Origin of the sequence: Pseudomonas sp. BF-B-15, from assembly GCF_019946675.1 — a bacterium.
Classification (GTDB): domain Bacteria; phylum Pseudomonadota; class Gammaproteobacteria; order Pseudomonadales; family Pseudomonadaceae; genus Aquipseudomonas; species Aquipseudomonas migulae.
Map to the genome: position 1 here is coordinate 1 of NZ_JAGYFZ010000094.1, position 23,360 is coordinate 23,360.

General features: G+C 62.2%; 22 protein-coding genes. 11 read left to right on the forward strand and 11 right to left on the reverse strand.

The window, feature by feature from the left end; translation table 11 throughout:
* Positions 1-66: 66 nt before the first annotated feature.
* Positions 67-903 carry an IclR family transcriptional regulator gene (locus KGA97_RS23740; protein ID WP_008031920.1) on the reverse strand — a complete coding sequence of 279 codons (837 nt, stop codon included), beginning with the start codon at positions 901-903 and terminating at the stop codon, positions 67-69.
* A 242-nt stretch (positions 904-1,145) separates the two neighbouring features.
* Here KGA97_RS23740 and KGA97_RS23745 point away from each other — a divergent pair, with 242 nt between their 5' ends.
* The 7 genes from KGA97_RS23745 to KGA97_RS23775 all read left to right on the forward strand — a co-directional run bounded on the left by KGA97_RS23745 (position 1,146) and on the right by KGA97_RS23775 (position 7,796).
* Positions 1,146-2,165, forward strand: coding sequence for an ABC transporter ATP-binding protein (locus KGA97_RS23745; protein WP_008031922.1), 1,020 nt, complete (start codon positions 1,146-1,148; stop codon positions 2,163-2,165).
* The gene (locus tag KGA97_RS23750; protein WP_008041222.1) at positions 2,162-3,031 is read left to right on the forward strand and encodes an ABC transporter permease; all 870 of its coding nucleotides are present in this window, start codon (positions 2,162-2,164) and stop codon (positions 3,029-3,031) included. The genes KGA97_RS23745 and KGA97_RS23750 overlap by 4 nt, the downstream gene beginning before the upstream one ends.
* A 6-nt stretch (positions 3,032-3,037) precedes the next feature.
* Positions 3,038-3,832, forward strand: coding sequence for an ABC transporter permease (locus tag KGA97_RS23755; protein ID WP_192229204.1), 795 nt, complete (start codon positions 3,038-3,040; stop codon positions 3,830-3,832).
* A 7-nt stretch (positions 3,833-3,839) separates the two neighbouring features.
* Positions 3,840-4,130 (forward strand): (2Fe-2S)-binding protein, encoded by a 291-nt coding sequence (locus tag KGA97_RS23760; RefSeq protein ID WP_223436301.1) that lies wholly within the window; start codon positions 3,840-3,842, stop codon positions 4,128-4,130.
* 133 nt (positions 4,131-4,263) lie between these two features.
* Entirely contained in the window at positions 4,264-5,619 is a 1,356-nt protein-coding gene (locus tag KGA97_RS23765; protein WP_223481616.1) for an NAD(P)/FAD-dependent oxidoreductase, read from the forward strand.
* On the forward strand, positions 5,616-6,731 hold the full coding sequence (locus tag KGA97_RS23770) for an NAD(P)/FAD-dependent oxidoreductase (protein ID WP_223481617.1): 1,116 nt from the start codon (positions 5,616-5,618) through the stop codon (positions 6,729-6,731). Before KGA97_RS23765 ends, KGA97_RS23770 begins: the two co-directional genes overlap by 4 nt.
* A gap of 18 nt (positions 6,732-6,749) precedes the next feature.
* Entirely contained in the window at positions 6,750-7,796 is a 1,047-nt protein-coding gene (locus KGA97_RS23775) for an ABC transporter substrate-binding protein (RefSeq protein WP_008029601.1), read from the forward strand.
* Between the two features lie 135 nt (positions 7,797-7,931).
* Here KGA97_RS23775 and KGA97_RS23780 read toward each other — a convergent pair whose 3' ends face one another.
* The 7 genes from KGA97_RS23780 to KGA97_RS23810 all read right to left on the reverse strand — a co-directional run bounded on the left by KGA97_RS23780 (position 7,932) and on the right by KGA97_RS23810 (position 14,328).
* Complete coding sequence (locus KGA97_RS23780; protein ID WP_223481618.1) at positions 7,932-8,906, reverse strand: spore coat protein U domain-containing protein; 975 nt, start codon at positions 8,904-8,906, stop codon at positions 7,932-7,934.
* Complete coding sequence (locus tag KGA97_RS23785) at positions 8,903-11,263, reverse strand: fimbria/pilus outer membrane usher protein (protein ID WP_223481619.1); 2,361 nt, start codon at positions 11,261-11,263, stop codon at positions 8,903-8,905. The genes KGA97_RS23780 and KGA97_RS23785 overlap by 4 nt, the downstream gene beginning before the upstream one ends.
* Before the next feature lie 53 nt (positions 11,264-11,316).
* Positions 11,317-12,105, reverse strand: coding sequence for a molecular chaperone (locus KGA97_RS23790; RefSeq protein ID WP_192229199.1), 789 nt, complete (start codon positions 12,103-12,105; stop codon positions 11,317-11,319).
* Between the two features lie 44 nt (positions 12,106-12,149).
* Complete coding sequence (locus tag KGA97_RS23795; RefSeq protein ID WP_223481620.1) at positions 12,150-12,650, reverse strand: spore coat U domain-containing protein; 501 nt, start codon at positions 12,648-12,650, stop codon at positions 12,150-12,152.
* A 4-nt stretch (positions 12,651-12,654) separates the two neighbouring features.
* Complete coding sequence (locus tag KGA97_RS23800; RefSeq protein WP_223481621.1) at positions 12,655-13,188, reverse strand: spore coat U domain-containing protein; 534 nt, start codon at positions 13,186-13,188, stop codon at positions 12,655-12,657.
* 20 nt (positions 13,189-13,208) lie between these two features.
* Positions 13,209-13,733 carry a spore coat U domain-containing protein gene (locus KGA97_RS23805; RefSeq protein ID WP_008029609.1) on the reverse strand — a complete coding sequence of 175 codons (525 nt, stop codon included), beginning with the start codon at positions 13,731-13,733 and terminating at the stop codon, positions 13,209-13,211.
* Positions 13,734-13,839: 106 nt separating this feature from the next.
* Complete coding sequence (locus KGA97_RS23810) at positions 13,840-14,328, reverse strand: spore coat U domain-containing protein (RefSeq protein ID WP_263288043.1); 489 nt, start codon at positions 14,326-14,328, stop codon at positions 13,840-13,842.
* A gap of 317 nt (positions 14,329-14,645) precedes the next feature.
* Here KGA97_RS23810 and zapE point away from each other — a divergent pair, with 317 nt between their 5' ends.
* Positions 14,646-15,776: a cell division protein ZapE gene (zapE, locus tag KGA97_RS23815; RefSeq protein ID WP_223481623.1), complete on the forward strand. Its 1,131-nt coding sequence runs from the start codon at positions 14,646-14,648 to the stop codon at positions 15,774-15,776.
* 219 nt (positions 15,777-15,995) lie between these two features.
* The gene (locus KGA97_RS23820) at positions 15,996-17,297 is read left to right on the forward strand and encodes a protein kinase (RefSeq protein ID WP_008040475.1); all 1,302 of its coding nucleotides are present in this window, start codon (positions 15,996-15,998) and stop codon (positions 17,295-17,297) included.
* Positions 17,298-17,405: 108 nt separating this feature from the next.
* On the opposite strand, the gene KGA97_RS23825 is transcribed toward KGA97_RS23820, so the two are convergent.
* On the reverse strand, positions 17,406-18,110 hold the full coding sequence (locus KGA97_RS23825) for a YebC/PmpR family DNA-binding transcriptional regulator (RefSeq protein WP_008029612.1): 705 nt from the start codon (positions 18,108-18,110) through the stop codon (positions 17,406-17,408).
* Between the two features lie 219 nt (positions 18,111-18,329).
* Here KGA97_RS23825 and KGA97_RS23830 point away from each other — a divergent pair, with 219 nt between their 5' ends.
* Positions 18,330-19,658: a type VI secretion system Vgr family protein gene (locus KGA97_RS23830; protein ID WP_223481624.1), complete on the forward strand. Its 1,329-nt coding sequence runs from the start codon at positions 18,330-18,332 to the stop codon at positions 19,656-19,658.
* Here the strand turns inward: KGA97_RS23830 and KGA97_RS23835 are convergent, their stop codons facing one another.
* Together KGA97_RS23835 and KGA97_RS23840 are read right to left on the reverse strand one after the other, a co-directional pair.
* Positions 19,659-21,056 (reverse strand): FAD-dependent oxidoreductase, encoded by a 1,398-nt coding sequence (locus KGA97_RS23835; RefSeq protein WP_223481626.1) that lies wholly within the window; start codon positions 21,054-21,056, stop codon positions 19,659-19,661. It abuts the gene before it with no gap.
* Positions 21,057-21,060: 4 nt separating this feature from the next.
* Positions 21,061-22,386, reverse strand: coding sequence for an MFS transporter (locus tag KGA97_RS23840; protein WP_008029615.1), 1,326 nt, complete (start codon positions 22,384-22,386; stop codon positions 21,061-21,063).
* Positions 22,387-22,654: 268 nt separating this feature from the next.
* Here KGA97_RS23840 and KGA97_RS23845 point away from each other — a divergent pair.
* Positions 22,655-23,360: LysR substrate-binding domain-containing protein (locus KGA97_RS23845; RefSeq protein WP_223481625.1), on the forward strand; the 706-nt coding region annotated here is incomplete at its 3' end.

The window sequence follows — 23,360 nt, forward strand, 5'->3', positions numbered from 1 at the left end:
ATATTGATGTGACAGATAAACCGCTATCGCCGGCAAGCCGGCTCCTACAAGGGATTTGTGGTGTGTTCAGCTTTGGCCGAAAACTTGGGACGGCCGCCGCAACAACGGATCAAACGGATTGATCCGCGGCCCGATCAGCGCTGCTTCGCGCTTGAGCATCTCCACCACCGTCGGCAAGCGATCCGGCCCCAATCGGTCACTCACAGTGGCCACACTCAACGCCGCCACCGCACGCCCCTCGCGATCGAGAATCGGCACCGCCACGCCGGCCATGCCTTGCAGCACGCCGGTGTTGCGCCCGGCATAACCGAGGGCGCGCACGTTCTCGACTTCCGAACGCAGGAACACCTCGTCGTACAGGTGAAAATCCTTCAGCCGCGGCAGGTTGTAATGGATCACCGTGTCGCGCTCCTCTTCCGGCAGGAACGCCAGGATCGCCAGACTGCCCTGGCCCACGCCCAGCGCCACCCGCCCGCCGATGTCGCCGGTAAAGGTGCGAATCGGAAACGGCCCTTCACTGCGGTCCAGGCAGATCGCATCAAACCCGCTGCGCGCCAGTAGAAACAAAGAATCCCCCAGCGAAGCCGACAACCGCAGCAACGACGGCCGCACCAGTTCGCGCAGGTTTCCGGTATTGCCGGCACGCGCCGCCAGCGCAAAAAAATCCAGGCTCAGGCGATAGCGTTTGCTGCGCACATCCTGCTCGACCATGCCCTCGTCCATCAGGCTGCGCAGCAAACGGTGCGTGGTCGGTTGCGACAAACCGATGCGTTGGGCCAGTTGCGTCACGCGCTCCCCGCCCTCGACGGTGTCCCCCAGACTGCGCAGCACCGCAAACAGCCGGGAGACCGCACCGACGCCGACTTCATTTTTGTTTTCATTCCGCTCAATGGAATCAGTCATGCCATTTCTCGACAATTAATTTACTCACCGAATGAAACTGAAAATAGTCATCGCTTCAGTGAAATAGGCCATTGAGCCCATCCTAGTCTTCGTCCTAATCTGCGTCCACAGGGGCGATTCGAACAACAGCGGCAGCCGACCCAAGTCGAGCGCCAACGCACCCCGCAACACCCTTTCGTATCTGCCCATACAAAAAAGCGCGACCTCAGGCCGCGCATAACAATCTCAGGTGGAGCGCAGTTATGGCTTTTGTGCAACTTGAAGGACTCGGCAAACGTTACGGCGACATCGATGCCGTCGTCGCCACCCACCTCTCGGTCGAGAAAGGCGAGTTCGTGTCCCTGCTCGGCCCTTCCGGCTGTGGCAAAACCACCACCCTGCAAATGATCGCCGGCTTCGTCGAAGTCACCAGCGGGCGCATTCTGCTGGACGGTCGCGACATCACCCACGCCAAACCCGCCAGCCGTGGCTTGGGCGTGGTGTTCCAGAGTTATGCGTTGTTTCCGCACATGACCGTCAAAGACAACGTCGCCTTCGGCCTGCGCATGCGCAAAGTGCCCAACGGCGAGTTGCAGCAGCGCGTGGATCGGGTGTTGAAACTGGTGCGTCTGGACCAGCACGCAGAACGTTACCCACGCGAACTGTCCGGCGGCCAGCGCCAGCGTGTGGCGCTGGCCCGCGCCCTGGTGATCGAGCCGCCGGTGCTGCTGCTCGACGAGCCGCTGTCCAACCTCGACGCCAACCTGCGCGAAGAGATGCAATTCGAAATCCGCCGCATCCAGCGCGAAGTCGGGATCACCACGTTGATGGTCACCCACGACCAGTCCGAAGCGCTGTCCATCAGCGACCGCGTGGTGGTGATGCAGGCCGGGCGCATCACCCAGATCGACGCGCCCTACACCCTTTACGAACACCCGCGCACCGAGTTTATTTCCGGCTTCGTCGGCAAGGCCAATCTGCTGCCCGGCGAACGAGACAGTGCGGGTGTGGTTCAGGTGCGCAGCGGCGGTGAACTGACCCTGAGCCTGCGTCCGGAAAAAATCGATCTGCGGGACAAGGATCACGGCCGCCTGCCAGGCAGGATCGTCAGCCGCTTCTTTCTCGGCAGCCAATGGTTGTACGGCGTTTCGACCAGCCTCGGCGAACTCAGCGTGGTGCGCCGCAACGACGGCTCGGCACCGCTGAACGAAGGCACACCGGTCGGCCTCGACTGGGACACGGCGCTGCTGCGGGTGCTGAGTGTCGACGAGGTGTCGGCATGAGTACGCTCGTGGCTGTTCGCCAGGGACGTCAGGGTTATTTGTTGTCGGCACCGGCGCTGGCGTTGTACGTCTGCCTGCTGGTGATCCCGCTGCTGCTGACGCTGGTGTTGTCGTTCAACGTCTTCGACTACAGCTCGGGCATCAACGGCGACGCCTACACCGTCGACCATTACAGCAGCCTGCTGGGTGATCCGTACTTCTACGAAATCTTTTTGCGCACGTTCTGGATCAGCGCCCTGACCACCCTGCTTTGCGTGGTGATCGGCGTGCCCGAGGCTTACATCCTCAGCCGCATGGGCGCGCCATGGCGTTCGATTTTCTTGATTCTGATCCTCACGCCGTTGCTGATTTCGGTGGTGGTGCGCGCCTTCGGCTGGAGCCTGTTGCTCGGCGCCGACGGCCTGGTCAACCAGACACTGCAAGCCTTCGGCGGCTCACCGATGAAGCTGTTGTACACGCCGTTCGCGGTGGTGATTGCACTGGTTCACGTGATGTTGCCGTTCATGATCATTCCGGTCTGGACCTCGCTGCAAAAACTCGACCCGGCCGCCGAACAAGCAGCGATGTCGCTGGGTGCCAGTCACTTCACGGTGATGCGCCAGGTGGTGTTGCCGCAAATCATGCCCGGCGTGTTGTCCGGCACGTTGATCGTGTTCGGCCTCGCGGCCAGCTCCTTTGCCATTCCCGGCCTGCTGGGCGGGCGGCGGATCAAGATGGTCGCCACGCTGATCTACGACCAGTACCTGTCGGAGCTCAACTGGCCGATGGGCGCCGCCATCGCCGTCGCGCTGCTGTTGCTCAACCTGCTGATCATGCTGTCGTGGAACCGGATGATCGAAGGCCGCTACAAGAAGTCATTGGGATAACTCGTCATGTCCAAGAACGGTCCTTTCGCCCTGCTGTTCCATACCCTGGTGGTGGTGTTCATGCTGGCGCCGCTGGTGGTGGTCTGCCTCGTGGCGTTCACCCCGGAAAACACCCTGAGCCTGCCGACCACGGAGTTTTCCCTGCGCTGGTTCCGTGCAGTGTTCGAGCGTGCCGACTTTGTCGATGCGTTTTACAACAGCCTGATCCTGGCGTTTAGCGCGGCCAGCCTGGCGACGTTGATTGCGGTGCCGGCGGCGCTGGCAATCACCCGTTTCGAGTTTCCCGGACGGGACTTTTTCAATGGCCTGTTTCTGTCGCCGATCATCATTCCGCATCTGGTGTTGGGCGTGGCACTGCTGCGTTTGTTTGCGCTGATGGGCGTCAACGGCAGCTTCGCCTGGCTGATTTTCGCTCACGTGCTGGTGATCACGCCGTATGTGCTGCGACTGGTGCTGGCCTCGGCCATTGGCCTGGATCGCAGCGCCGAACACGCGGCGCAATCGCTGGGTGCCGGGCGCTTCACGCTGTTTCGCCAAATCACCTTGCCGATGATTTTGCCGGGGGTCGCCGGTGGCTGGCTGCTGGCGTTCATCAACAGTTTTGACGAGGTGACGCTGTCGATTTTCGTCACCTCGCCGGCCACGCAAACCTTGCCGGTGCGCATGTACGTGTACGCCACTGAGTCCATCGATCCGATGATGGCGGCGGTGTCGGCCCTGGTGATCGCGCTGACTGCGCTGACGATGATTCTGCTTGATCGGGTCTACGGCCTGGATCGGGTTCTGGTGGGTAAACAATGAGGGCGCCATGGCTCTGCTGAAACGACTGGCCGAAGGCGACCGCCCGGCCGTGAACTTTACCCTCGACGGCGCACCGGCCAGCGGATTGCTCGGCGACACCGTGCTGACCGCCGTGCTGACCTGCAGCGAACACTTGCGCGGCAGCGATTTCAGCGCACAGCCCCGCGCCGGGTTTTGCTTGATGGGCGCGTGCCAGGACTGCTGGGTCCGCCTGGGCGATGGCCGGCGAGTGCGCGCGTGTTCAACGCTGCTAGAAGACGGCGAGCAAATCAGCCGCGAACCGGGGCGATCGCTATGAACACACATTACATCTCCCCAACCCGGATCCCCTGTAGGAGCGAGCCTGCTCGCGATGGCGGCGTATCAGCCGACATCGATGTTGGATGTGAGGCCGCCATCGCCGGCAAGCCGGCTCCTGCAGGGGGTTGGGTATGAAGCCGGTGGTTATTGTGGGTGCCGGGCCGGCCGGGATTCGTGCGGCGCAGACGTTGGTGGCACATGGTGTGCGCCCGGTTTTGCTGGACGAAGCCGCGCGCGGTGGCGGGCAGATTTATCGGCGGCAGCCGGCGAATTTCAAGCGCTCGGCGGTCAAGCTGTATGGCTTCGAAGCGCGCAAGGCGAAGGCGTTGCACCAGACGATTGATGAGTTGCGCGAGCAGCTCGATTACCGTCCTGAAACCCTGGTGTGGAACGCCGAGGCCGGCGCGCTCGACACCTTGCACGAGCAGCGCGCCGCACGGTTGGAGTTCTCTCGGGTGATTGTCGCCACGGGCGCCACCGACCGGGTGTTACCGGTGCAAGGCTGGACGCTGCCGGGCGTCTACAGCCTCGGCGCTGCGCAGATCGCCCTGAAATTCCAGGGCTGCGCCATCGGTGAGCGCGTGGTGTTCGCTGGCAGCGGACCGTTGCTGTATCTGGTGGCGTATCAATACGCCAAGGCCGGCGCGAACGTGGTCGCGGTGCTCGACAGCTCGCCGTTCAGCGCCCAGGCCCGCGCCCTGCCCGATCTGTTGGCGCAACCGGCCACATTGGCCAAAGGCATTTATTACCGCAGCTGGCTGACCGCTCACGGCATCCCGGTGCATCAGGGTGCAACCTTGAAACGCATCGATGGCGAACACCGCGTGCAGTCGCTGCGTTGGGCCAACTCAAACGGCGAACATCAACTGGACTGCGACGCCGTGGCATTCGCCCATGGTCTGCGCAGTGAAACCCAACTCGCCGACTTGCTCGGCTGCGCATTCGCCTGGAACCCGCTCAACCGCGCCTGGCTGCCGCAGCGTGACAGTGCCGGTCGCAGCAGTGTCGCCGAGGTTTATCTGGCCGGCGACGGCGCCGGCATCATGGGCGCCGACGCGGCGGAAATGGCCGGCGAGCGGGCCGCCCTCGCCTTGCTCGAAGACATGGGTCACGTGGTTGCGCCCAAGCGTGGCGTGCAACTGGAGCAGGCACTTGAACGAATCGATAGCTTTCGCCAAGGCCTGGAACGCGCCTTCGTGTTTCCACAAAACTGGGCGGCCGACACGCCGGACGACGTGATGGTCTGCCGCTGCGAAGAAGTGCGCGCCGGTGACATCCGCGACGTCGTGCGCGAGGGCCATTGGGAAATCAACCGGGTCAAGGCCCATTGCCGGGTCGGCATGGGCCGCTGTCAGGGGCGCATGTGTGGCGCTGCCGCCGCAGAAATCATTGCCTGCGCCAGTCAGCGAAACGTATCTGACATCGGCCGCCTGCGGGCGCAGGCACCGATCAAACCGTTGCCGTTTGGTCTGGAGGTCGAGCCATGATCGAGGTCGATGCAGTCATCATTGGCGGCGGCATTGTCGGCGCCTCCGCCGCGCTCTTCCTGAGCAAGGCCGGTCGTCGCGTGGCGCTGCTGGAGCGCGACTTTTGCGGCTCGCACTCCAGCGGCGTGAACTACGGCGGTGTGCGGCGTCAGGGTCGACCATTGTCGCAACTGCCGCTGTCGCAACAGGCTCACGAAATCTGGGGGCAGTTGCCGCAGTTGATCGGCATCGACGGTGAGTACCAGCGCAGCGGCCACTTGAAACTGGCGCGCAGCCTCAACGACCTGCGTGCATTGCAGGACTATGCCGCCAGCAGTCAGGGTTTCGGCCTCGATTTGCAGGTGCTTGATCGCGGTGAATTACGCACGCGTTTTCCGTGGGTCGGCGACGTCGCGGTCGGCGCTTCGTTTTGCCCGGATGACGGTCACGCCAACCCACGACTGGTTTCACCCGCATTTGCCCGGGCAGCAAAGCGCCACGGCGCGCAAGTCCACGAACAATGCGCGGTGAGCGCCGTGGAGCATGACGGTCAGCGCTTTCGGGTCAGCACGCAAAACGGTTTAGAGCTGCACTCCCCTTGGCTGTTGAACTGCGCTGGCGCATGGGCCGGCAGCCTTGCCGCGCAGTTCGACGAAGCGGTGCCGATGCACGCCGGGCACCCGGCGATGTTGGTCACCGAACCCTTGCCATGGGTGATGGATGCCAGCACCGGCGTCGAGGGCGGCGGTATTTATGCGCGTCAGGTCGCGCGCGGCAATTGTGTGTTGGGCGGCGGCCAGGGGTTTGCCCTCGACGGCGCGCGCGCCCGCCCCGGTCAACACGCGGTGATCGAAATCCTGCGCCAAGCCGTGGAGCTCTATCCGTTTCTTGAAGGCGCCCAGGCGATTCGTACCTGGAGCGGCACCGAAGGTTACTTGCCCGATCGCCAACCGGTGATCGGTCACAGTGGCACTCAACCCGGTCTGTTGCACGCGTTCGGCTTTGCCGGCGCAGGTTTCCAGATCGGTCCGGCGGTGGGCCAGGCGCTCACCGAGATCATCTGTAGCGGCGCCTCAACCACGTCGCTGGATGCGTTTTCCATCACCCGGTTTCACTCCATCTCCGTTGCTTGATAGAGGAAGGTCGCGCCAATGAATAACGTCAAACGCACTGCACTGCTCGGACTTTCGTGCCTGAGCGCCCTGCTCACGGTTACCCAGGCCCAGGCCGAACCGACGCTTTACCTCGGCATGAACGGCGGGACCATGGAACGGCTCTACGCCGACAAGGTGCTGCCGGTTTTCGAGAAGGCCAACAACGTCAAAGTGGTGATCGTGCCCGGCACGTCCGCCGATATTCTGGCCAAGGTCCAGGCCAGCAAAGGCAACCCGCAAATGCACGTGATGTTCCTCGACGACGGCATCATGTACCGCGCCATCGCCATGGGCCTGTGCGACAAACTCGAAGACAGCCCGACCCTGGCGCAGATTCCGGCCAAGGGCCGCATCAAGGACCAGGCCGTGGCGGTCAGCCTCGGTGTCACGGGGCTGGCGTACAACACGCGGTTGTTCAAGGAAAAAGGCTGGGCGACGCCGACCTCGTGGATGGACATGGCCGACCCGCGCTTCAAGGACAAACTGGTGTTCCAGTCGATGGCTTCTTCGACCTTCGGCCTGCACGGTTTCCTGATGTTCAACCGGATTCAGGGCGGCAGCGAAACCGACGTCGAGCCGGGCTTCAAGGCGTGGCCGAACACCGTCGGGCGCAACGTGCTGGAATACATTCCGAGCTCGGCGAAGATTTCCGAAATGCTCCAGACCGACGAAGCGGCGCTGTTCCCGCTGACGCCGACCCAGGTCACCGCGCTGAAACTCAAAGGCATGCCGGTCGAATATGCGCAACCGAAGGAAGGCGCAGTGGTGCTCAACGTTGCCGAATGCGCCATCGCCAACAATACCCAGCCGGAACTGGCGCAGAAACTCGCCGCGTTTCTGCTGACCCCCGAGGCGCAAGCCGCTGCACTTGAAGATGGCGATCAGATCCCGTCCAACCCGAACACCCCGACCACGGACAAAACCCGTGGCCAGGTCGAGGCGATGAAGCAGTATCTGACAACGGCGATTGCCATCGACTGGGACCAGGTCAACGAACAGCGCCCGGCGTGGAATGCGCGGTGGAATCGTAGTATCGAGCGGTAGTTATAAATACAAAAAAACTGTGGGAGCGGGCTTGCCCGCGATGAGGCCGGTACATTCAACATATGGTTGATTGTTCCGACGCTATCGCGGGCAAGCCCGCTCCCACAGGGTTCCGCGCCTGATTCACTGGCATCGTTAAAACCCCACATCCAGAATCACACTGTCCTGATACGTGCCCGCCGGCGGCGTGGTCTGGTCGGTGTAGATTTTCGCGTTGTAATTGAAGATCTGGCTCCCGGAGCCCAAACCGTTACCGGGATTGACCTCGGCATCGGAGCTGGCCCGGCGAGCACTGCCGACACTGCCCCAGCGGGTGGTGCCGGCGCTTTTGAAGATGTCATACGCCAGGTAATTGCCGCCGAAAGCCATCCGTCGCCGCCCGCCAACACTGGCTGCCTGCAGACCGTCGCCCAGGCCTACGGTGTAAGCGCTGCCCTTGGTGCAGGCGAGGCTGATGGTCTGGCCGGTAACCGGCGCAAAGGCACTGACGACCGGCGCGCTGCCGAAACTGATGTTCGGGGCGGTGATGGTGCAGTCATTGGCGACCGTCAGGGTGACGGTCATGCTGGTGGTGCCGCTGCTGATATCGCGCCCCAGGCAAACACTGCCGGTGCCAATGCCGGAGCAATAATTCCAGCTCCAGGCAATGCTCAGGGTCTCGGTATAGATACCCGCCGCCACGTTACTGCCCGTGATTGTCCCCAGATAAATCGGTGCGGTTTTCGGCACCACGCTGCCCAGCAGCCCCAGCGCATCAATGATCCCGTTGCGCGCGAAGTCGAACGGCACGCCACGTTCGATCGGGTAACTGGTGGTGTTGTTGGCATACAGCGTGTAACCGATGACGTCTCCGGTCGGCCCGAGCAGTCCGGTTTGAGTCGAGGTAATCGTGGCGTTGAAATGGTCATTGTTGGTCAGCAACGAGACCAATGAGCCGGTGCAACTCAAACCGGCGTTGAGGCTTGAACTGTTCTGCACGGCGGTACGAACCGCAATCGAGCTCACCGAACCGAATGCCACCGCCGTGGCAGGGACCACCACCGAACACAACGCCCATGCCGAGCCTGGCAACCAGACCGCCTGCAGCACCAGCCATTTCACGGCACTCATTGGCACACCAACGGCCCGATCAGCGGAATCTGATCCTGATTCATGTCCACCGCGAACTGGACGCGGCAGGCTTTCCCGTCGGCCAGCGTCACCTGCAATGTGTTCTGCGCCTGAAGATTTTCCAGGTACACCAGACCGTCCCATCCGACCACCGTTTGCGTGCCGCTCTGCTCATGCACGACACCGCTGCCCAGGGGCAGCTCTCGCTGCTGCGCATCCACCAGGACGATGCTCGCGGCGATCACCCGGCTCAATGGAAACGTCAGCAAATAACCGCTGCCACGGCGCACGGCAATCCGCTGTTCGACGTTCGGGCTGCGCACGTTGGCCGGCAGGTTCAGTGGATCGATCTCGTACTTGCCGCGGTAATAGGCGCTGCTCCACGGCACCAGCAGGTGGCCATTGCGATCAGTCTGGCCGACCTGCTGGTTTTCGTAGCGCACCGGAATGTCGGCGTAGCCATCGGTGCTGACCACCACAAAGGCATCGTCGATGCGGTTGGCGGCGAACACCTGGCGGTCCATCCACACCAGCGATCCGCTGGCATCGGCCCAACGGGTTTCGGCGTCGCTGTTGCCGTACACACCGGCCTGCAATTGCACCGACTGCAAGCGCCAGGTCAGGTCGGCCTGACGATAGGCCGGGCCGTCGCCGTGGGCGTAACCGAGGTTGAACCCCACACCGCCTTCAGTCGGCACGGCGCGACTGTAATTGACCCGCTGCTGGCTCTGCCCGGTTTTGCTGCGTTCACTGCTGAGTGCCAGGCTGCCGCGCAAGTCGAACGGGATCACCAGTTGCGCCTGCACCGCCCAGTTGCTGTCGCCGATTTCGCGGTTGGCCGACAGGTAGAAACTGCTGTTGTGCCACAGCGGTTTGCTCCAGGTCAGGTTGAGCAAACGGGTGCGAGAATCATCCGCCGCGCGCACGTCGAAATACCCGACGCCGAGGCTGCCCCAGGCATTGAGATTCAGGCTAAGGGTCGCCTGTTCGCTGCGTTTGCTGAGGGTGGTGAAAGGACTGTCGACCACGGTCAGATCGGCGTATTGGTCGCGACGTTGCAGGCGTTGATAAGAGAAGCTGTAGCGCTGGCTGCTGTATTGATAACCCAGGCTCAGTTGTTGACCGCTGTCGCCATCGAACCGGCTCTGGCTGAGTGCGGTATTGAGCACGCCGAAATTGCCCAGGCGCAGGTTGCCGCCGACACCGCCGAGGGTCAGTGAGTCCGACGCTTCGGCGTGGCTTTCCAGAGTGAAGTTGTCGCTCAGGCCGTAGCGCAGACTGCCCGATGAGACACCGGGACCGTAACCGAAATCGCTGATGCCGTAATCGCGGCGCAAGGTACCGGCCGCCACGGAAAAGTCGCTCAGGCCCTTTTGCAGCAAACTGCTGGTGACGTAAAACGGCACGGTGGTCGAGACCTGCCGACCGAGGGCATCGGTGGTGACCACCACGGCTTCACCGGCGCCATTGATGAACGGAATATTGGTCAGCGTGTAGGGGCCGGGTTGCAGGTCGGCGCTGCTGGATTTGTAGCCGTTGATGAACAGGTCGACCGAGGATGGCACCGCCGCTTCCCCGGCAAACTGCGGCAACGGATAAGTCACCAGGTCCGGGCGCACGCCGAAATCCCGCGACAGCTGAACCCCGCCCAGGCGCACCGAACTGCTCCAGGGCAATGCGCCGCTGACCAGGTCACCGGCCTCGTAGGTCAGCAATCGCTCGTCATCGGAGTAGCGCCAGGTGGTGTCGTAACGCAGGTAGCCATTGTTCAGCGTACTGACCGAATCGCCGGACAACGTGCGCCGGTATTGCCCGGTGCTGGACAGCGTGCCCCAGCTGTCGAACAGTCGCACTTCGTTCCAGGCCGCGAGGTAAGTGCCGGCATCATCGGTGTCGTTGAGGTACAGGTCGTAGTTGAACAAGGCACCGAAACTGCTCAGGGCCGGAGTGCGCGGGTAGGCTTCGCGATTGCCGACGAATTGCTCCGGCAGCCAGCTGGGCGGTACGTCGAGCAGCAGGCGCTGACCGGCGCTGTCGTACTCGCTGTGCAGGCCCGACAGGCTGTCGAGGTCGACTTCGGTACCGAGGGTGTCCGGCAGTTTCATACCGGTGTCACGCAACGCGTTGGCCGACAGGAAAAGCCGCCCGTTGCGTTGCTCCACCGCCACGACGTGTCCGGTATTCATCTGATTGACCACCAATTCCAGAAACAACTGCGCATCAGCCACGGCCTCCATGCTGCCGGGTGGCGGCGGCAAATCACCGGCCAGGGACGGGTGAGCAAACGCCAGGCAACCCACACAGCTCATGGCGCAGATCAACGGACGCTGGAAACTGCGGGCCCGATGCGGGCTCATTACCGCTTTACGTCCGTCGATGGACCCTGCCTCCCTTTCCCGTCAGTTGCAGATCAGCGCGCGGGCGTAATGCTTTGTACCTGCGGCGAACCATTCACCCGCACCTGCAACGCCGGGTCTTGCGCCATCGGACCGGGCGCCGGCCAGCGCATGATCGCGCCCGGCAGCACATAACCGAGCAGGCCTTCCACCAGAGGTTTTGTCTGGCCTCCCTGCTTCAGCGCAACGTCCGTCAACCGCGCATGCACCGCCCCCTGATTGCGCACCTCCACATAAGGGCGACCGTCCACCGCCACCGTGCGCCAGCTCAAATCCGGCAGCCCCGCGCCTTTGGGATCACGCTTGCGACTGGTGTCTTCCTTGCTCCACAACCCCGCGCCGTAAGCAAACAGCGGCACCGAATAACGCATCTGGAACCGAATCGCCGCCGCCGTCTTGCCGCTTTCGCCGGCGGGCGGGGTGGCCGAGGGGATTTCATCGATGATGATGCGATAAGCCAGTTCCTGCCCCGGTGGGATCTCCCGGGTACGGGTCAGGCGCACCAGTTGTTTCTGGCCCGGTTCGATTTTCGCCACCGGCGGGCTGCCGATCACGTCGCGCTGGTTCTGGTATTGATCGTTGAAACCGCTTTGGCTCCAGGCGAACACCCGGATCTGCAAATTCGCAGTCTCGTTGCCACGGTTTTCCAGCCACAAGGCACTGGCCTGCTGATCGGCCTCCAGCACGGGATCGATCGGCCAGATCAGCACCGAACTGGCCGCCTGCACCTTGACCGCCCCCAACAGCAGCATCGCCAACACTGCCTGACGCACAACAGAATGCCGCCGCGCGGGTAAATCCATTTGCCTACTCCTTGTGCCTGTCAGGCCCGATCAAAAACGCCGCGTTACCACGACAGCTGCACTTGCAGCACATCGCTGTAGGTCCCCCCAGGCTGATTGCCCGGTAACAGCACCTGACCGTAAATCGGCAGGCGGATGTTGTTTGCGTCCGTGTACGCCACCGCGACGCTCTGGCCGATCCCCAGGCTTTGGCTGTAAGCCGCGTCGCGAAACAGCTGGTACGAAACGCGGTTGCTGCCGGTGGTCAGCTGCAGGTGTCGCCCGCTGCTGTTGTACTGGCCGCCATCGACGGTCATGTTCATGGTCACGCCCGGTGTGCATTGCAGCTGTACATCCCCCGTCAGGGCCACTTGCACCGTGCCGGTGGCCAGCGCCGATTGGCTGCCGTAATTCAGGCTGCCGTAGTTCGAGACCCCGCCGACCACCAGACAACCCGCAGTGACCGTGGCGCTGACCAGGAAACTCTGGCTGGTCACCGCTGCCAGCGGCAACGGCACACCGGCCGCGCACAACAGCGCCATCGCCACCCATCCATGGCGGTTCATCGCCCTAGAACGTCAGTTCGACGGAAATCGTGTCGCTGTAAGTACCGGCCGGCAGCCCGGCCTTGCCCTTCGCCTGACCGTAGATGTTCACGGTCTGCGCCACGCCGGTGCTGGGGTCAAGGTTGATCACCCCGTCAATGGCTAAAAGCTGCGAGTGCCCGGAATCGGTGTACAAGTCGTACGGCACGTAGTTGGCGACACCGTCGTACAGCGCGCGAGAACCGCCCGTCGACAGTCCGTCATGGGCACCGGCACGCACCTTGACCGTTGGCGTGGTGCCGCTGGAGCAGAGGATCGACAGCGCCACGCCACCGCCCATGACTTGTGCATCTTTCGTGGTGAACAGGCTGTTGTCGGTGCCGAAGTTCAAGGCACCAAAGTTCAGCCCGCTGGAGCCACCCGCACCATTAACCTGACAGCTGCTGATCAGAATCAGGCTGGCAGAGATCTGGCCGGTGACCGTGGTGGCCGCCTGCGCGCCGGACACCAGCGTCAGGCCAAGCAGTGACAAAACTATCCTTGATACGAGCATGCGCATGGTGTCCGTCCTCTACGGGTTTACCAATCGAGCGTCACGGTCAGGGTGTCGGTATAGACCCCGGCCGGTATCGCGCGGGTATTCGCCACCACCGAGCCAAACACCGGAATCGGTATCTGGGCCCCGCTGGTGACGGCGAAGTTGTGTTGTTGGCCGATGCTGTAGCTCTGGCTTCCGGATGCATCGAGGAACAATTGATAAGGCAGGGTCTGGCTGCCGTTGCTCAGGCGCCGGGTGGTGCCGTCACCATGGGTGCCGCCATCGATCGTGACGGTGAAGCCGGTGACCGAAGGGGTGCAGGCGACGTTCAATCTGCCGCGACCGTCAGCACCGAGGCGGGCTTTGATCGGGTTGGTCCAGGTCGGGCCTTGCTGGCCGAAATCCAGCGTGCCGAAATCACTGACCGGGCTGCCGCCATTGGTCACTTCACAACCGGCGATGATGGTCAGTCGCGCATGGATCTGCCCGCTGATCGCCGCTTGCGCGCCCCCCGTCAGCAATACCCCTGCACCCACAGCCATCAATATCCAGAGTTTGCTTGTCATAACGCCAATCCCAATTCCATCAGGACTCCAGAACCCAGGCGCACAACGAGGAGCGCCCCCTTCCCTGCGCCAGCCGAATCCTTTGGCGGCAGTTACACAGTTGCCGCTACCAGGTGACGGTCACTTTCAACAGGTCGGAATAGCGACTGACCCGGGGAATTTCCGCCAGCGGTTCGATGCGTGCATACAACGGTAAATCGACTGAACCGGTATCCGGCACACGGCCGCTCACCGGGACGTCCACCGCCAGCGGGATCAACCGCGCGGGGTCCTGATAGAGCCGATAGGGAATGGGTTTGCTGCCGGCGGAACCGGCCATGTAGCGCGTGTCACCGACGCCACCGTGCAGGCCGCCGTCGACCCGGAGTTGATAAGGGGTGTCGGGATTGCATTCGAGACGGGGCAGGCGCTCGTTCATCAGCGCCGCCGCCAAAGGCCCGGCGGGGTCGTCCAGCCGCGCGGTATTGCCGAAGTCCAGCACCCCCAGTTGCTCGACGCCCGATGTGCGTTGCTGGCCAACCACCTGACAACCGCGCAGCACGTCGACACGCACGTGCACCTGAAGTTCTGCGGCCGACACTTGCGCACTGAGCATCACGCCCAAGACTGCACATGCAATGATTCCATTCACGGCCGATTCCTTGTGGGGGGGCTTCTAAAAATGCAGGTTAGCAACGCCCCGAGGATTTTCCAGTGGCCCGAAAAAAAATTGGATCCGCCGAAGGAATGAGCTTTTATGTCGAATTGCTGGCAAAACCCCACAACCCCTACGCCCTACAAGCTGTACACACCGCACAATTCTGTCCAACTACACCCCACGCCCGTCGACACAACTGGAAGCAAATTTCCCCATTTGGTTACACTAGGCCGCCGCAGCTCGGGGAGCCTGCCTGACGATTACGGGGTGACACAGTGGCCGTTCGACCGCCCAACCGTTCGCGATTCACACCACGCTGGCCCGCGCTGCGCCGCCTCTTCGGCAAGGCATCGACGGCCTCAGCCGCTCATTCAGCGACGGGGCGCGTGATCCACGACTATTTCCGGCACAAGGCCCACGCACAGGGTTACACCCTCAGCCACAGCCAGCAGCGCGTGGTCGACTGCATGGCGCAGCACGCCGCGACACTGCTCGGCACTTCGGCAAAAACGCTGCCGGGCCTTTATCTGTACGGCGCCGTGGGGCGTGGCAAGAGCTGGTTGCTCGACGGCTTTTTCCAGGCGCTGCCGATCGCGGAAAAACAGCGCCTGCACTTCCACGAGTTTTTCGCTCGACTGCACCAAGGCATGTTCAGTCATCGCGATCACCCGGATGCGCTGGCGACGACGCTCGACGACTTGCTGAACGATTGCCGGGTGCTGTGTTTCGACGAGTTTCACGTCCACGACATTGGCGACGCGATGCTCATCGCGCGGCTGTTCAAGGCTCTGTTTCGCCGAGGCATTCTGCTGCTGGTGACCTCCAATTACCCGCCTGAGGGCTTGCTGCCAAACCCGCTCTACCACGCGCGCTTCAAACCGGTGATCGACCTGATCAATGCGCGCATGCAAGTCATGGAAGTCGGCGGCCCGCACGACTATCGCAGTCAGGCGAGAACCCACGCCCAGCAGTTGTTTACCCAGGGTCACTACGTCTGGCCGGCTACGTCGGCGCAACGTCAGGCACTGAACCTGCCCGAGCCCGATGCGCCGTCCATTCCTTTGCCCGTCGGCAACCGGCATCTTCCAGCCCGATATTGCGCAGGACGCACCATCGGTTTCACCTTCGGCGATCTGTGCGACCACCCCACGGCGGTCATGGATTACCTGGAGCTGTGCCGACGTTTCGACCACTGGATCATCGATAAACTGCCCAACCTCGCCGACTGCTCGATTGCCGCGCAGCAGCGTTTCATCAATCTGGTGGACGTTTTGTACGACCAGGACAAGCACCTGATCCTGCTCGGCCACCGCTCGTTGCGCGAAAGCCTGGGCGGCGATGCCATCGACCTGGCGCGCACCCGCAGTCGATTGGGACAGTTGATGGAAGTCAGAGAACCGGCCTGAAAACCGGATTGGCGGTGCAGCATCTATCGCTTTCGTCGGATCGCCGCCATCGCGAGCAGGCTCGCTCCCACAGTTGACCGCGTACATCCAGATAACCTGGTCTAATGTGGGAGCGAGCCTGCTCGCGATGACGGTCTGACAGTCCCCCGGGTTTTACCGCTATCATGTCGCCCTTCATCGGGCCTCGCGCCCTACCTTCGATCAATAGCGAATCTGATCATGGATACCCTTGCCCAACTGCGCGCCGGCCTGCTGGCTGGCACCACTCGCCTGGACCTGGCCGCCGACCTGACGGAGTTCCCCCGGGAAATCCTCGACCTGGCGGATTCGCTGGAGGTGCTCAACCTCAGTGGCAACGCGTTGCGCAGCCTGCCGGACGACTTTCATCGCCTGACCCGTTTGCGCGTGTTGTTCTGCGACCGCAACCAGTTCAGCGAACTGCCCGCCTGCCTCGGCCAGTGCCCCGCACTGACCATGGTCGGTTTCAAGGCCAACCGCATCGAAACCGTACCGGGCGCCGCGCTGCCGCCGTTGTTGCGCTGGTTGATCCTGACCGACAACCGCATCAGCGAATTGCCGACCGAGCTGGGCGAACGCCCGTATCTGCAAAAACTGATGCTGGCCGGTAACCGCCTGCGGTGCTTGCCCCAGAGCCTGAGCAATTGCCATCGCCTCGAGCTGACCCGCATCGCCGCCAACCAGTTGACCGAGTTGCCCTCCTGGTTGCTGACCCTGCCGAGCCTGACCTGGCTGGCCTATGCCGGCAATCCGCTGGAAACCGAAGCCGATGCCGCCGCGCTCGATGCCACGCCGACGATTCCCTGGTCTCAGCTGAGCCTTGAACAGAAGCTGGGCGAAGGCGCTTCCGGCGTCATTCATCAGGCGTTGTGGAAGCAGGCAACGCCGGTCGCGGTCAAACTCTACAAGGGCGAAATGACCAGCGATGGCTCGCCGCTGCATGAAATGAACGCCTGCATCACCGCCGGCCTTCACCCCAACCTGATCCGGGTCGAAGGACGGATTGTCGAGCATCCACAGGCCCAGGCCGGGTTGGTCATGGAGTTGATCGACCCGAGCTATCGCAACCTCGCCGGATTGCCGAGCCTGGAATCCTGTAGCCGCGATGTCTACGCCAGCGATACCCGGTTCAGCGCCGACGTGGCCTTGCGGATCGCCTGTGGCATCGCGTCGGTGGCCGAGCATCTGCACCGCCAGGGCATCACCCACGGCGACCTCTATGGCCACAATATTCTATGGAACGAGCACGGCGATTGCCTGTTGGGGGACTTTGGCGCAGCGTCTTTCCACGCGACCGAGGACAGCCTTGAAACCCGTGCATTGCAGCGGATCGAGGTGCGCGCGTTTGGCGTTCTGTTGGGAGAGTTGCTGGAGCGGATCGACTCGGGGTTGAGTGATCAGGCGCGTGTGAAGCTGGAGGATTTGCAGCAACGTTGCTGCCAGCCGAAAGTGCTGGCGCGGCCGGGGTTCAGCGAGATTGTGCGGGAATTGAACAATCGGTGACCGCTGCGCGGTCAATCGCTAGCAGGCTAGCTCCCACAATTGACCGGTGTTCACAATCCAGTGTGGGAGCTAGCCTGCTAGCGAAGGCGGTATCACTGAAGAAGCAAATTACCCAGCCAGACCGACAAACATGTCCTGCACATCATCGTGGTTGTCGAGGCCTTCCAGGAACGCTTCAACCTCAGCCATCTGCTCGTCGCTCAGGCCGCTGACCGGATTTTTCGGCTTGTAGCCCAGCTTCGCCGACAACACGGTGAAACCCTGCTCAGGCAAGGCTTTCTGCACCGAATCCAGATCGGTCGCTTCGGTGATGAACAGGGTGGCGCCGTCATCGGCAGGTTCGAAATCCTGTGCGCCGGCTTCGATAGCGGCCATTTCCGGATCGGCATCCGGGCTGTCCGGGGACGCCTCGATCATGCCCACATGGTCAAAGTCCCACGCAACAGAACCGGAGGCGCCGAGCTGGCCCTTGCGGAACGCGACGCGGATTTCAGCGACGGTGCGGTTGATGTTGTCGGTCACGCATTCAACGATCAGCGGCACCTGGTGCGGCGCGAACCCTTCGTAAGTCACGCGATGGTATTGCACGGTTTCGCCGAGCTGGCCGGAGCCCTTCTTGATCGCACGTTCCAGGGTTTCGCGGGGCATCGACGCCTTTTTTGCCTGTTCGACCACCAGACGCAGGTGTGCGTTGGTGGCGGTATCGGCACCGTTACGCGCAGCAATGGTGATTTCTTTCACCAGTTTGCCGAAGATCTTGCCCTTGGCGTTGGCTGCCGCTTCTTTGTGTTTAACCTTCCACTGTGCGCCCATTACTCACTCTCTTATCTATGGCGCCGAGACATCTATTGGCCGACGCTTTGCGCAAGTTTATACGGCCTAAAGTTGGCAATCGACCAAAAAATCCATCCTGTCGAATCGACTTCTTCACCGCTGGTTGTAGGGCGATTCTGAAACGTCGATTTGCGGTGACCATAAAGGGCCACGGTTTCGTACCCTCTGTGCCCGTACTCCCTGGCAGAAGCGCGATCGATGCACAACGACAAGGAAAGTCCCTTCACCCTGACACTGCTGGACGCCGATTTGAGTTGGCAGGTGGTTCAGTTCAGTGGCCATGAAGCGCTCAACCAGCCCTATCGATTCGATATCGAAGTGATCGGCCTGTCACCGCCGATGAGCCCGGATCGCTTGTTGCAACAACCGGTGTTCCTCAGCCTGACGCAAGGCCTTGGTATTCATGGCGTCGTCCACAGCGCCAGCCACGAACATCGCGGCCCGCACTGGGTCGGGTACAGGCTGGTGGTGGTGCCTTGGCTGCAAAACCTCGACCGGCAGCGTTGCCGCCGGGTATTTCATCAACTCAATGTGCCAGCGATCCTGCGCCAGTTACTCGCAGAAAACTCAGTGCCCGAAGACAGCTATCGTTTTGAGCTGCCGAATGGACGTTATCCCGCCAGGCCATTTTGCATTCAGTTTGACGAGAGCGACCTGACGTTCCTGCAACGTCTGTGCGAAGAAGAAGGCATCCACTATCACTTCGAACATCAATGCGACGGCCATGTGCTGGTGCTCGCGGATGACTGCCTGAGTTTCCCCCAGGAACCGCTGCTGACGCCGTTTCATGGCGACACACCCGGGCATGCGAACGGGCCGGTGATCAACGAATTGTTCCAGCGGCACACCTCGCCGCCACTCTGCGCGCACCCCGCCCCGCCACCGCTCGATCGCGAACGGCTCAGCCGCCGAATACTCGAGCGTTTGCGCTGTCTGCATCGGCAGATACAGGGTCAAAGCAATCACAGCGAATTGCGCAGCGGACGCATCGTGCAAGTGTCGGAACATCCGCTGCAGAACTTCAACGATCAATGGCTGCTGACCGAGCTCCGTCATCAGGGACAGCAACCGTCGATTCTCGCCCCGGCCACCTCCGACATGAGCCGGCGTTACAGCAATCAGTTCACCGCAATCCCGTGGTCAACGGTGTTCCGCCCCGCGCTGAAACACGCCAGGCCCGGCATTCCGGGCTTCCAGACGGCGCGGGTGCTCGGCCCGGTCGGCCAGCCTGCGGTGCTGGATGAACAAGGCCGGATACAGGTCAGGTTGTGGCCCACCCCGGAGTCCGATGACGATGAATCCCCTGGCCTTTGGCTGCCCCTGGCTCTCGCAACAGCGGACGGTCGGATCGATCCGTCGAAGCTGCCGGTCGCCGGCACCGAGGTGCTCATCAGTTTTCTCGACAGCGATCCGGACCGCCCGGTGTTGTGCGCGACGGCGAGCCATCCGCCAGCGCCTCGAACCACCCGACAACCACGCGGCGATGACCGGCTGCTGCTCGATTGGCTGATCAACCGTCAGGCCTGATCAGCCCTTGTCCGCCTTGCCCGCTGCCGCCGCGAATTTTGCCAGGCGCACGTCCAGATGCCGTGGCCGACGCCCGTGATCTTCGGCGCGCTCCTTGCGGCGGATGGCGTTGCGCACCATCAGCGAACCGAGGTAGCGAATCGGCTCCGGCGGGAAGAAGCCCAACGGACCGTTGACCAGAGGTGAACGGGTCCAGGCATTGTCGAGCCCCTGAACCATCGAAGCGAGAATCTGCCCGCCCATGTGACACGGCCCGACCCCGCTGCCGGAATAACCGAAGCCGTAGAACACATTCCCGTGGGCGCTCATCTGGCCGAAGAACGGTAAACCGGTGACCGAGCGATCCGACGGACCGTTCCACGTCGCTTCGACTTTGACCTCGGCAAACGCCGGAAAAAACTCACTGAGGCTGTGCTGCAACAGGCCTGCATAGGGCGACGGCTGATCGAACACCGGCAGCATCCGGCCACCGTAGGCAAACGTGTTGCCGCCCTTGCCGAGTATGATCCGGCCGTCCGGGGTGTTGTGGTAGTAGTGCACGAAAATCCGTGAATCGAGCACCGTGACACCGCTGGTCAAACCGATCTGGTCGAGCAGGTCCGGCCGTGGTTCAGTGATCAGCATGTCGCTGGAGACAATCGCCACACTGCGCTCGAACTGCGGGAACGCGCGGGCCATCCACGCGTTCATCGCCAGCACCACCCGATCTGCGCGGACAGTGCCGTGCGGGGTCTGGATCCCTGCCGGTTTGCCCTCCTCCAGTCCGGTCATCGCGGTGTTCTCATGAATCCTCACACCCAACTGCAACGCCACCCGGCGCAAACCGCGCACCAATTTTCCCGGTTGCACGCTGGCGGCGGCCGGTGAGAACCAGCCTTCCAGGTGTTTTCGAGAACCGGCCATGCGCTGCACATCCACCACCGGCCGTTGCGTGAACGAGTTGATGCCGTGGCGTTCGAGCGCTGCGATCACCGCGTCGGTCGAGCCGCATTGGGCGCGGTTGGTCGCGGTGTAGAGCGTGCCGTCGAGGCGGTAATCGGCGTCCACGCCGTACTGTTCGCAGAAGGTGCCGATCGCATGGATACTGCGCTCGGATTCCTTGACCAGCCGCACCGCCTCTTCGACACCGAACAACCTTTCCAGGGTGAAATACTTGGCCGACCACGACAGCGCACAACCGCCGTTGCGGCCGCTGGCGCCGGCACCGCAGATGTCGGCTTCGATCAGCAACACATCCAGTTCCGGGTTCTGCTCCTTGAGCATGATCGCGGTCCACAAACCGGTGTAGCCACCGCCGACGATGCAGACATCGGCACGGGTGTCGCCGGGCAAAGGTTCGCACGGCGCGCACGACTCAGCCGCCAGCGCCTGTTCCAGCCAGAAAGGTCTCATCGGTATTTCCTCAGGTACGCAGGGGTTTGACGCTCATCGGCCGGTTCGGCACGAATGCAGTTTCGCCACGCAGACCAGCCGGGCGGCTATTCCAGTAGGGGATCAGCACCAGCGCTGAAAACAATGCGCAGCCGGCAAAGATAATGAACACGGTGACCGAGTCGAAGTAACCCGGCAGCAAACCGCCGAGAATCGCCCCGACCGAGCCGCAACCGTTGACGAAGCCCGCCGACGTGGCGCCGGCCTTGGCGGTGCCGAAATCGATGGCCGCCGCGCCGCTGATCATCGAGTCCGGTCCGTACAGGGTCAGGCCCATCACGAACAGCAGCGCCACCACCAGCATCACACTGCCGGTGTGCAAGGCGCCCATGAACAACGCCAGCGAAATGGTCAATGCAAGCAAACTGATCACGCAGGCCGGCATGCGTCGGGCGCCGAACAGTTTGTCCGAGGCCAGCCCGAGCAGGATCGGCCCGAGCAACCCGGCCAGTTCGAACGCCGTCGGGATGATCGCCGCACCGACCTTGCCCACGGTCGGCATCTGCTCGAAAACGATCACCGGCCCCCACAACAGAATCGCGTAGCGCGCCGGTTTCAGCAGGAAGTACGCGAGCCCGAGAACCAGCACCGTGCGGTTGCGCAGGATTTCCTTCAGCGGTTCCAGCACGCTGATCTTGCTTTGCGCATGCGCCTCTTCGGCGGTCATCTCTGGTTCCGGTTCGATCGCTGGCAAGCCAACGTCTTGCGGTTTGTTGCGTTGCAAAATAAAAAACAGCACGGCGACCAGCCCAACCACCGCCGCACTGGAAAAGAACGCCGCATGCCAGCTGCCGATGAGCGTGTACGCCCACCAACCGGCAAACGGCGACGCCACGAGCCCGCCAAAGGCATAGCAGGAACTCCATAAACCCAGCACTCGCCCGCGCTGTTCGGCGGGGAAGAAACTGCCGATGTTCTTGCACAGCCCCGACCATCCGGTGGATTGGGCCAGCCCTTGAATCAGCATGCAGGTGGCGAAAATCGGTAACGTTGCGAAGCTGCCCATCACCAGCGCAGCCGCAGCGGAAATCAGCAAGCCGCCGAGCACCACGACCCGTGGGCCAAAGCGGTCGGCGAGGATGCCCCAGGTGAATTGGCCGATGGCGTAGGCCGCGAGATAGATGGCGTCGAGGTTGGCCATGGCCATTTTGTCGAGCATGAAGGTGGGGTCTTCGGCGATCCCCAGTTTGGCCACGGAAAAGGCTTTGCGGGTGAAGTAGAAAGCGGCGTAGGCGAGCCAGGTGATCGCGAAGATCTGCACGCGCCAACGCTTGATGGTGCCGATGTGCTTGTTCATTGTGGTTCTGACCTCAGGGTGTGAGTGTGCCGGCAGAATTGGAAGAAAACGCCTGTGTTTTTTATTGTTGAGCACTGCGATATCGCTGCGTCCCTTTGGCGATACCGGTCAGATGAGTCCTGCAATTGCACGCGCAGGCTCATGGTCACGGAGGCTGTTCGACTGACCAGTCACCGCGACTGGAGCCGATAAAAACAATTACTGATTAATAAGTGAAATCGATTTATCGTATTTCCAATATAAGCTCAGCTTGTTACTGGAGGTTTCGATGTCGGTTTCCCACGCCCAGCTCAAAGCCTTCCATGCCGTGGCGGTTCACGGAAGCTTCACCAAAGCCGCCGAGCGGCTTTTTCTCACGCAACCGGCGATTTCCGACCAGGTGCGCAAACTCGAAGAACGCTTCGGGGTATTGCTGTTCCACCGCAACAAACGGTCGGTGCGACTGACCGATCTGGGTGAGCGCTTGTTGAGCATTACCCAGCGATTGTTCGTCATCGAAGCCGAGGCGCAGGAGTTGCTTCACGACTCGCAGGCGTTGCAGACCGGCAGCCTGATTCTGGCGGTGGACGCCCCGGTGCACGTGCTGCCGCAGATTGCGCGGTTCTGCGAGCGCTACCCCGGCATCAGCGTGAAGATCGAAACCGGCAACACTGATGAATCGCTGTTTCGGCTGTTCAACTATCAGGCTGACCTGGCGTTGCTCGGGCGCGATGTCAGCGATGAACGATTGATCTCGCTGCCGCTGCGCAATGACCCGATGGTGGCGTTTGTTTCGCGCAATCACCCATGGGCCGACCGCGAGTCGATCTGCCTCGCGGACCTCGACGATACGCCACTGGTGCTGCGGGAAATCGGCTCGGTGACGCGTCAGACGCTGGAGGAGGAAATGGCCGGCGCCGGGTTTCGGATTCGCCCGGCGATTCAGGTCGAAGGCCGGGAGGCGGCGCGTGAGGCGGTGGTCGTGGGGATTGGGG

Excerpts from the sequence above, each read along its gene's own strand:
- KGA97_RS23805 (WP_008029609.1), bottom strand. The coding sequence starts at position 13,733 with ATGACAAGCAAACTCTGGATATTGATGGCTGTGGGTGCAGGGGTATTG.
- KGA97_RS23795 (WP_223481620.1), bottom strand. The coding sequence starts at position 12,650 with ATGAACCGCCATGGATGGGTGGCGATGGCGCTGTTGTGCGCGGCCGGT.
- KGA97_RS23745 (WP_008031922.1), top strand. The coding sequence starts at position 1,146 with ATGGCTTTTGTGCAACTTGAAGGACTCGGCAAACGTTACGGCGACATC.
- KGA97_RS23825 (WP_008029612.1), bottom strand. The coding sequence starts at position 18,110 with ATGGGCGCACAGTGGAAGGTTAAACACAAAGAAGCGGCAGCCAACGCC.
- KGA97_RS23775 (WP_008029601.1), top strand. The coding sequence starts at position 6,750 with ATGAATAACGTCAAACGCACTGCACTGCTCGGACTTTCGTGCCTGAGC.
- KGA97_RS23750 (WP_008041222.1), top strand. The coding sequence starts at position 2,162 with ATGAGTACGCTCGTGGCTGTTCGCCAGGGACGTCAGGGTTATTTGTTG.
- KGA97_RS23840 (WP_008029615.1), bottom strand. The coding sequence starts at position 22,386 with ATGAACAAGCACATCGGCACCATCAAGCGTTGGCGCGTGCAGATCTTC.
- KGA97_RS23830 (WP_223481624.1), top strand. The coding sequence starts at position 18,330 with ATGCACAACGACAAGGAAAGTCCCTTCACCCTGACACTGCTGGACGCC.
- KGA97_RS23820 (WP_008040475.1), top strand. The coding sequence starts at position 15,996 with ATGGATACCCTTGCCCAACTGCGCGCCGGCCTGCTGGCTGGCACCACT.
- KGA97_RS23785 (WP_223481619.1), bottom strand. The coding sequence starts at position 11,263 with ATGAGCCCGCATCGGGCCCGCAGTTTCCAGCGTCCGTTGATCTGCGCC.
- KGA97_RS23740 (WP_008031920.1), bottom strand. The coding sequence starts at position 903 with ATGACTGATTCCATTGAGCGGAATGAAAACAAAAATGAAGTCGGCGTC.
- KGA97_RS23810 (WP_263288043.1), bottom strand. The coding sequence starts at position 14,328 with ATGCTCAGTGCGCAAGTGTCGGCCGCAGAACTTCAGGTGCACGTGCGT.
- KGA97_RS23800 (WP_223481621.1), bottom strand. The coding sequence starts at position 13,188 with ATGCGCATGCTCGTATCAAGGATAGTTTTGTCACTGCTTGGCCTGACG.
- KGA97_RS23760 (WP_223436301.1), top strand. The coding sequence starts at position 3,840 with ATGGCTCTGCTGAAACGACTGGCCGAAGGCGACCGCCCGGCCGTGAAC.
- KGA97_RS23755 (WP_192229204.1), top strand. The coding sequence starts at position 3,038 with ATGTCCAAGAACGGTCCTTTCGCCCTGCTGTTCCATACCCTGGTGGTG.
- KGA97_RS23790 (WP_192229199.1), bottom strand. The coding sequence starts at position 12,105 with ATGGATTTACCCGCGCGGCGGCATTCTGTTGTGCGTCAGGCAGTGTTG.
- KGA97_RS23780 (WP_223481618.1), bottom strand. The coding sequence starts at position 8,906 with ATGAGTGCCGTGAAATGGCTGGTGCTGCAGGCGGTCTGGTTGCCAGGC.
- KGA97_RS23770 (WP_223481617.1), top strand. The coding sequence starts at position 5,616 with ATGATCGAGGTCGATGCAGTCATCATTGGCGGCGGCATTGTCGGCGCC.
- KGA97_RS23765 (WP_223481616.1), top strand. The coding sequence starts at position 4,264 with ATGAAGCCGGTGGTTATTGTGGGTGCCGGGCCGGCCGGGATTCGTGCG.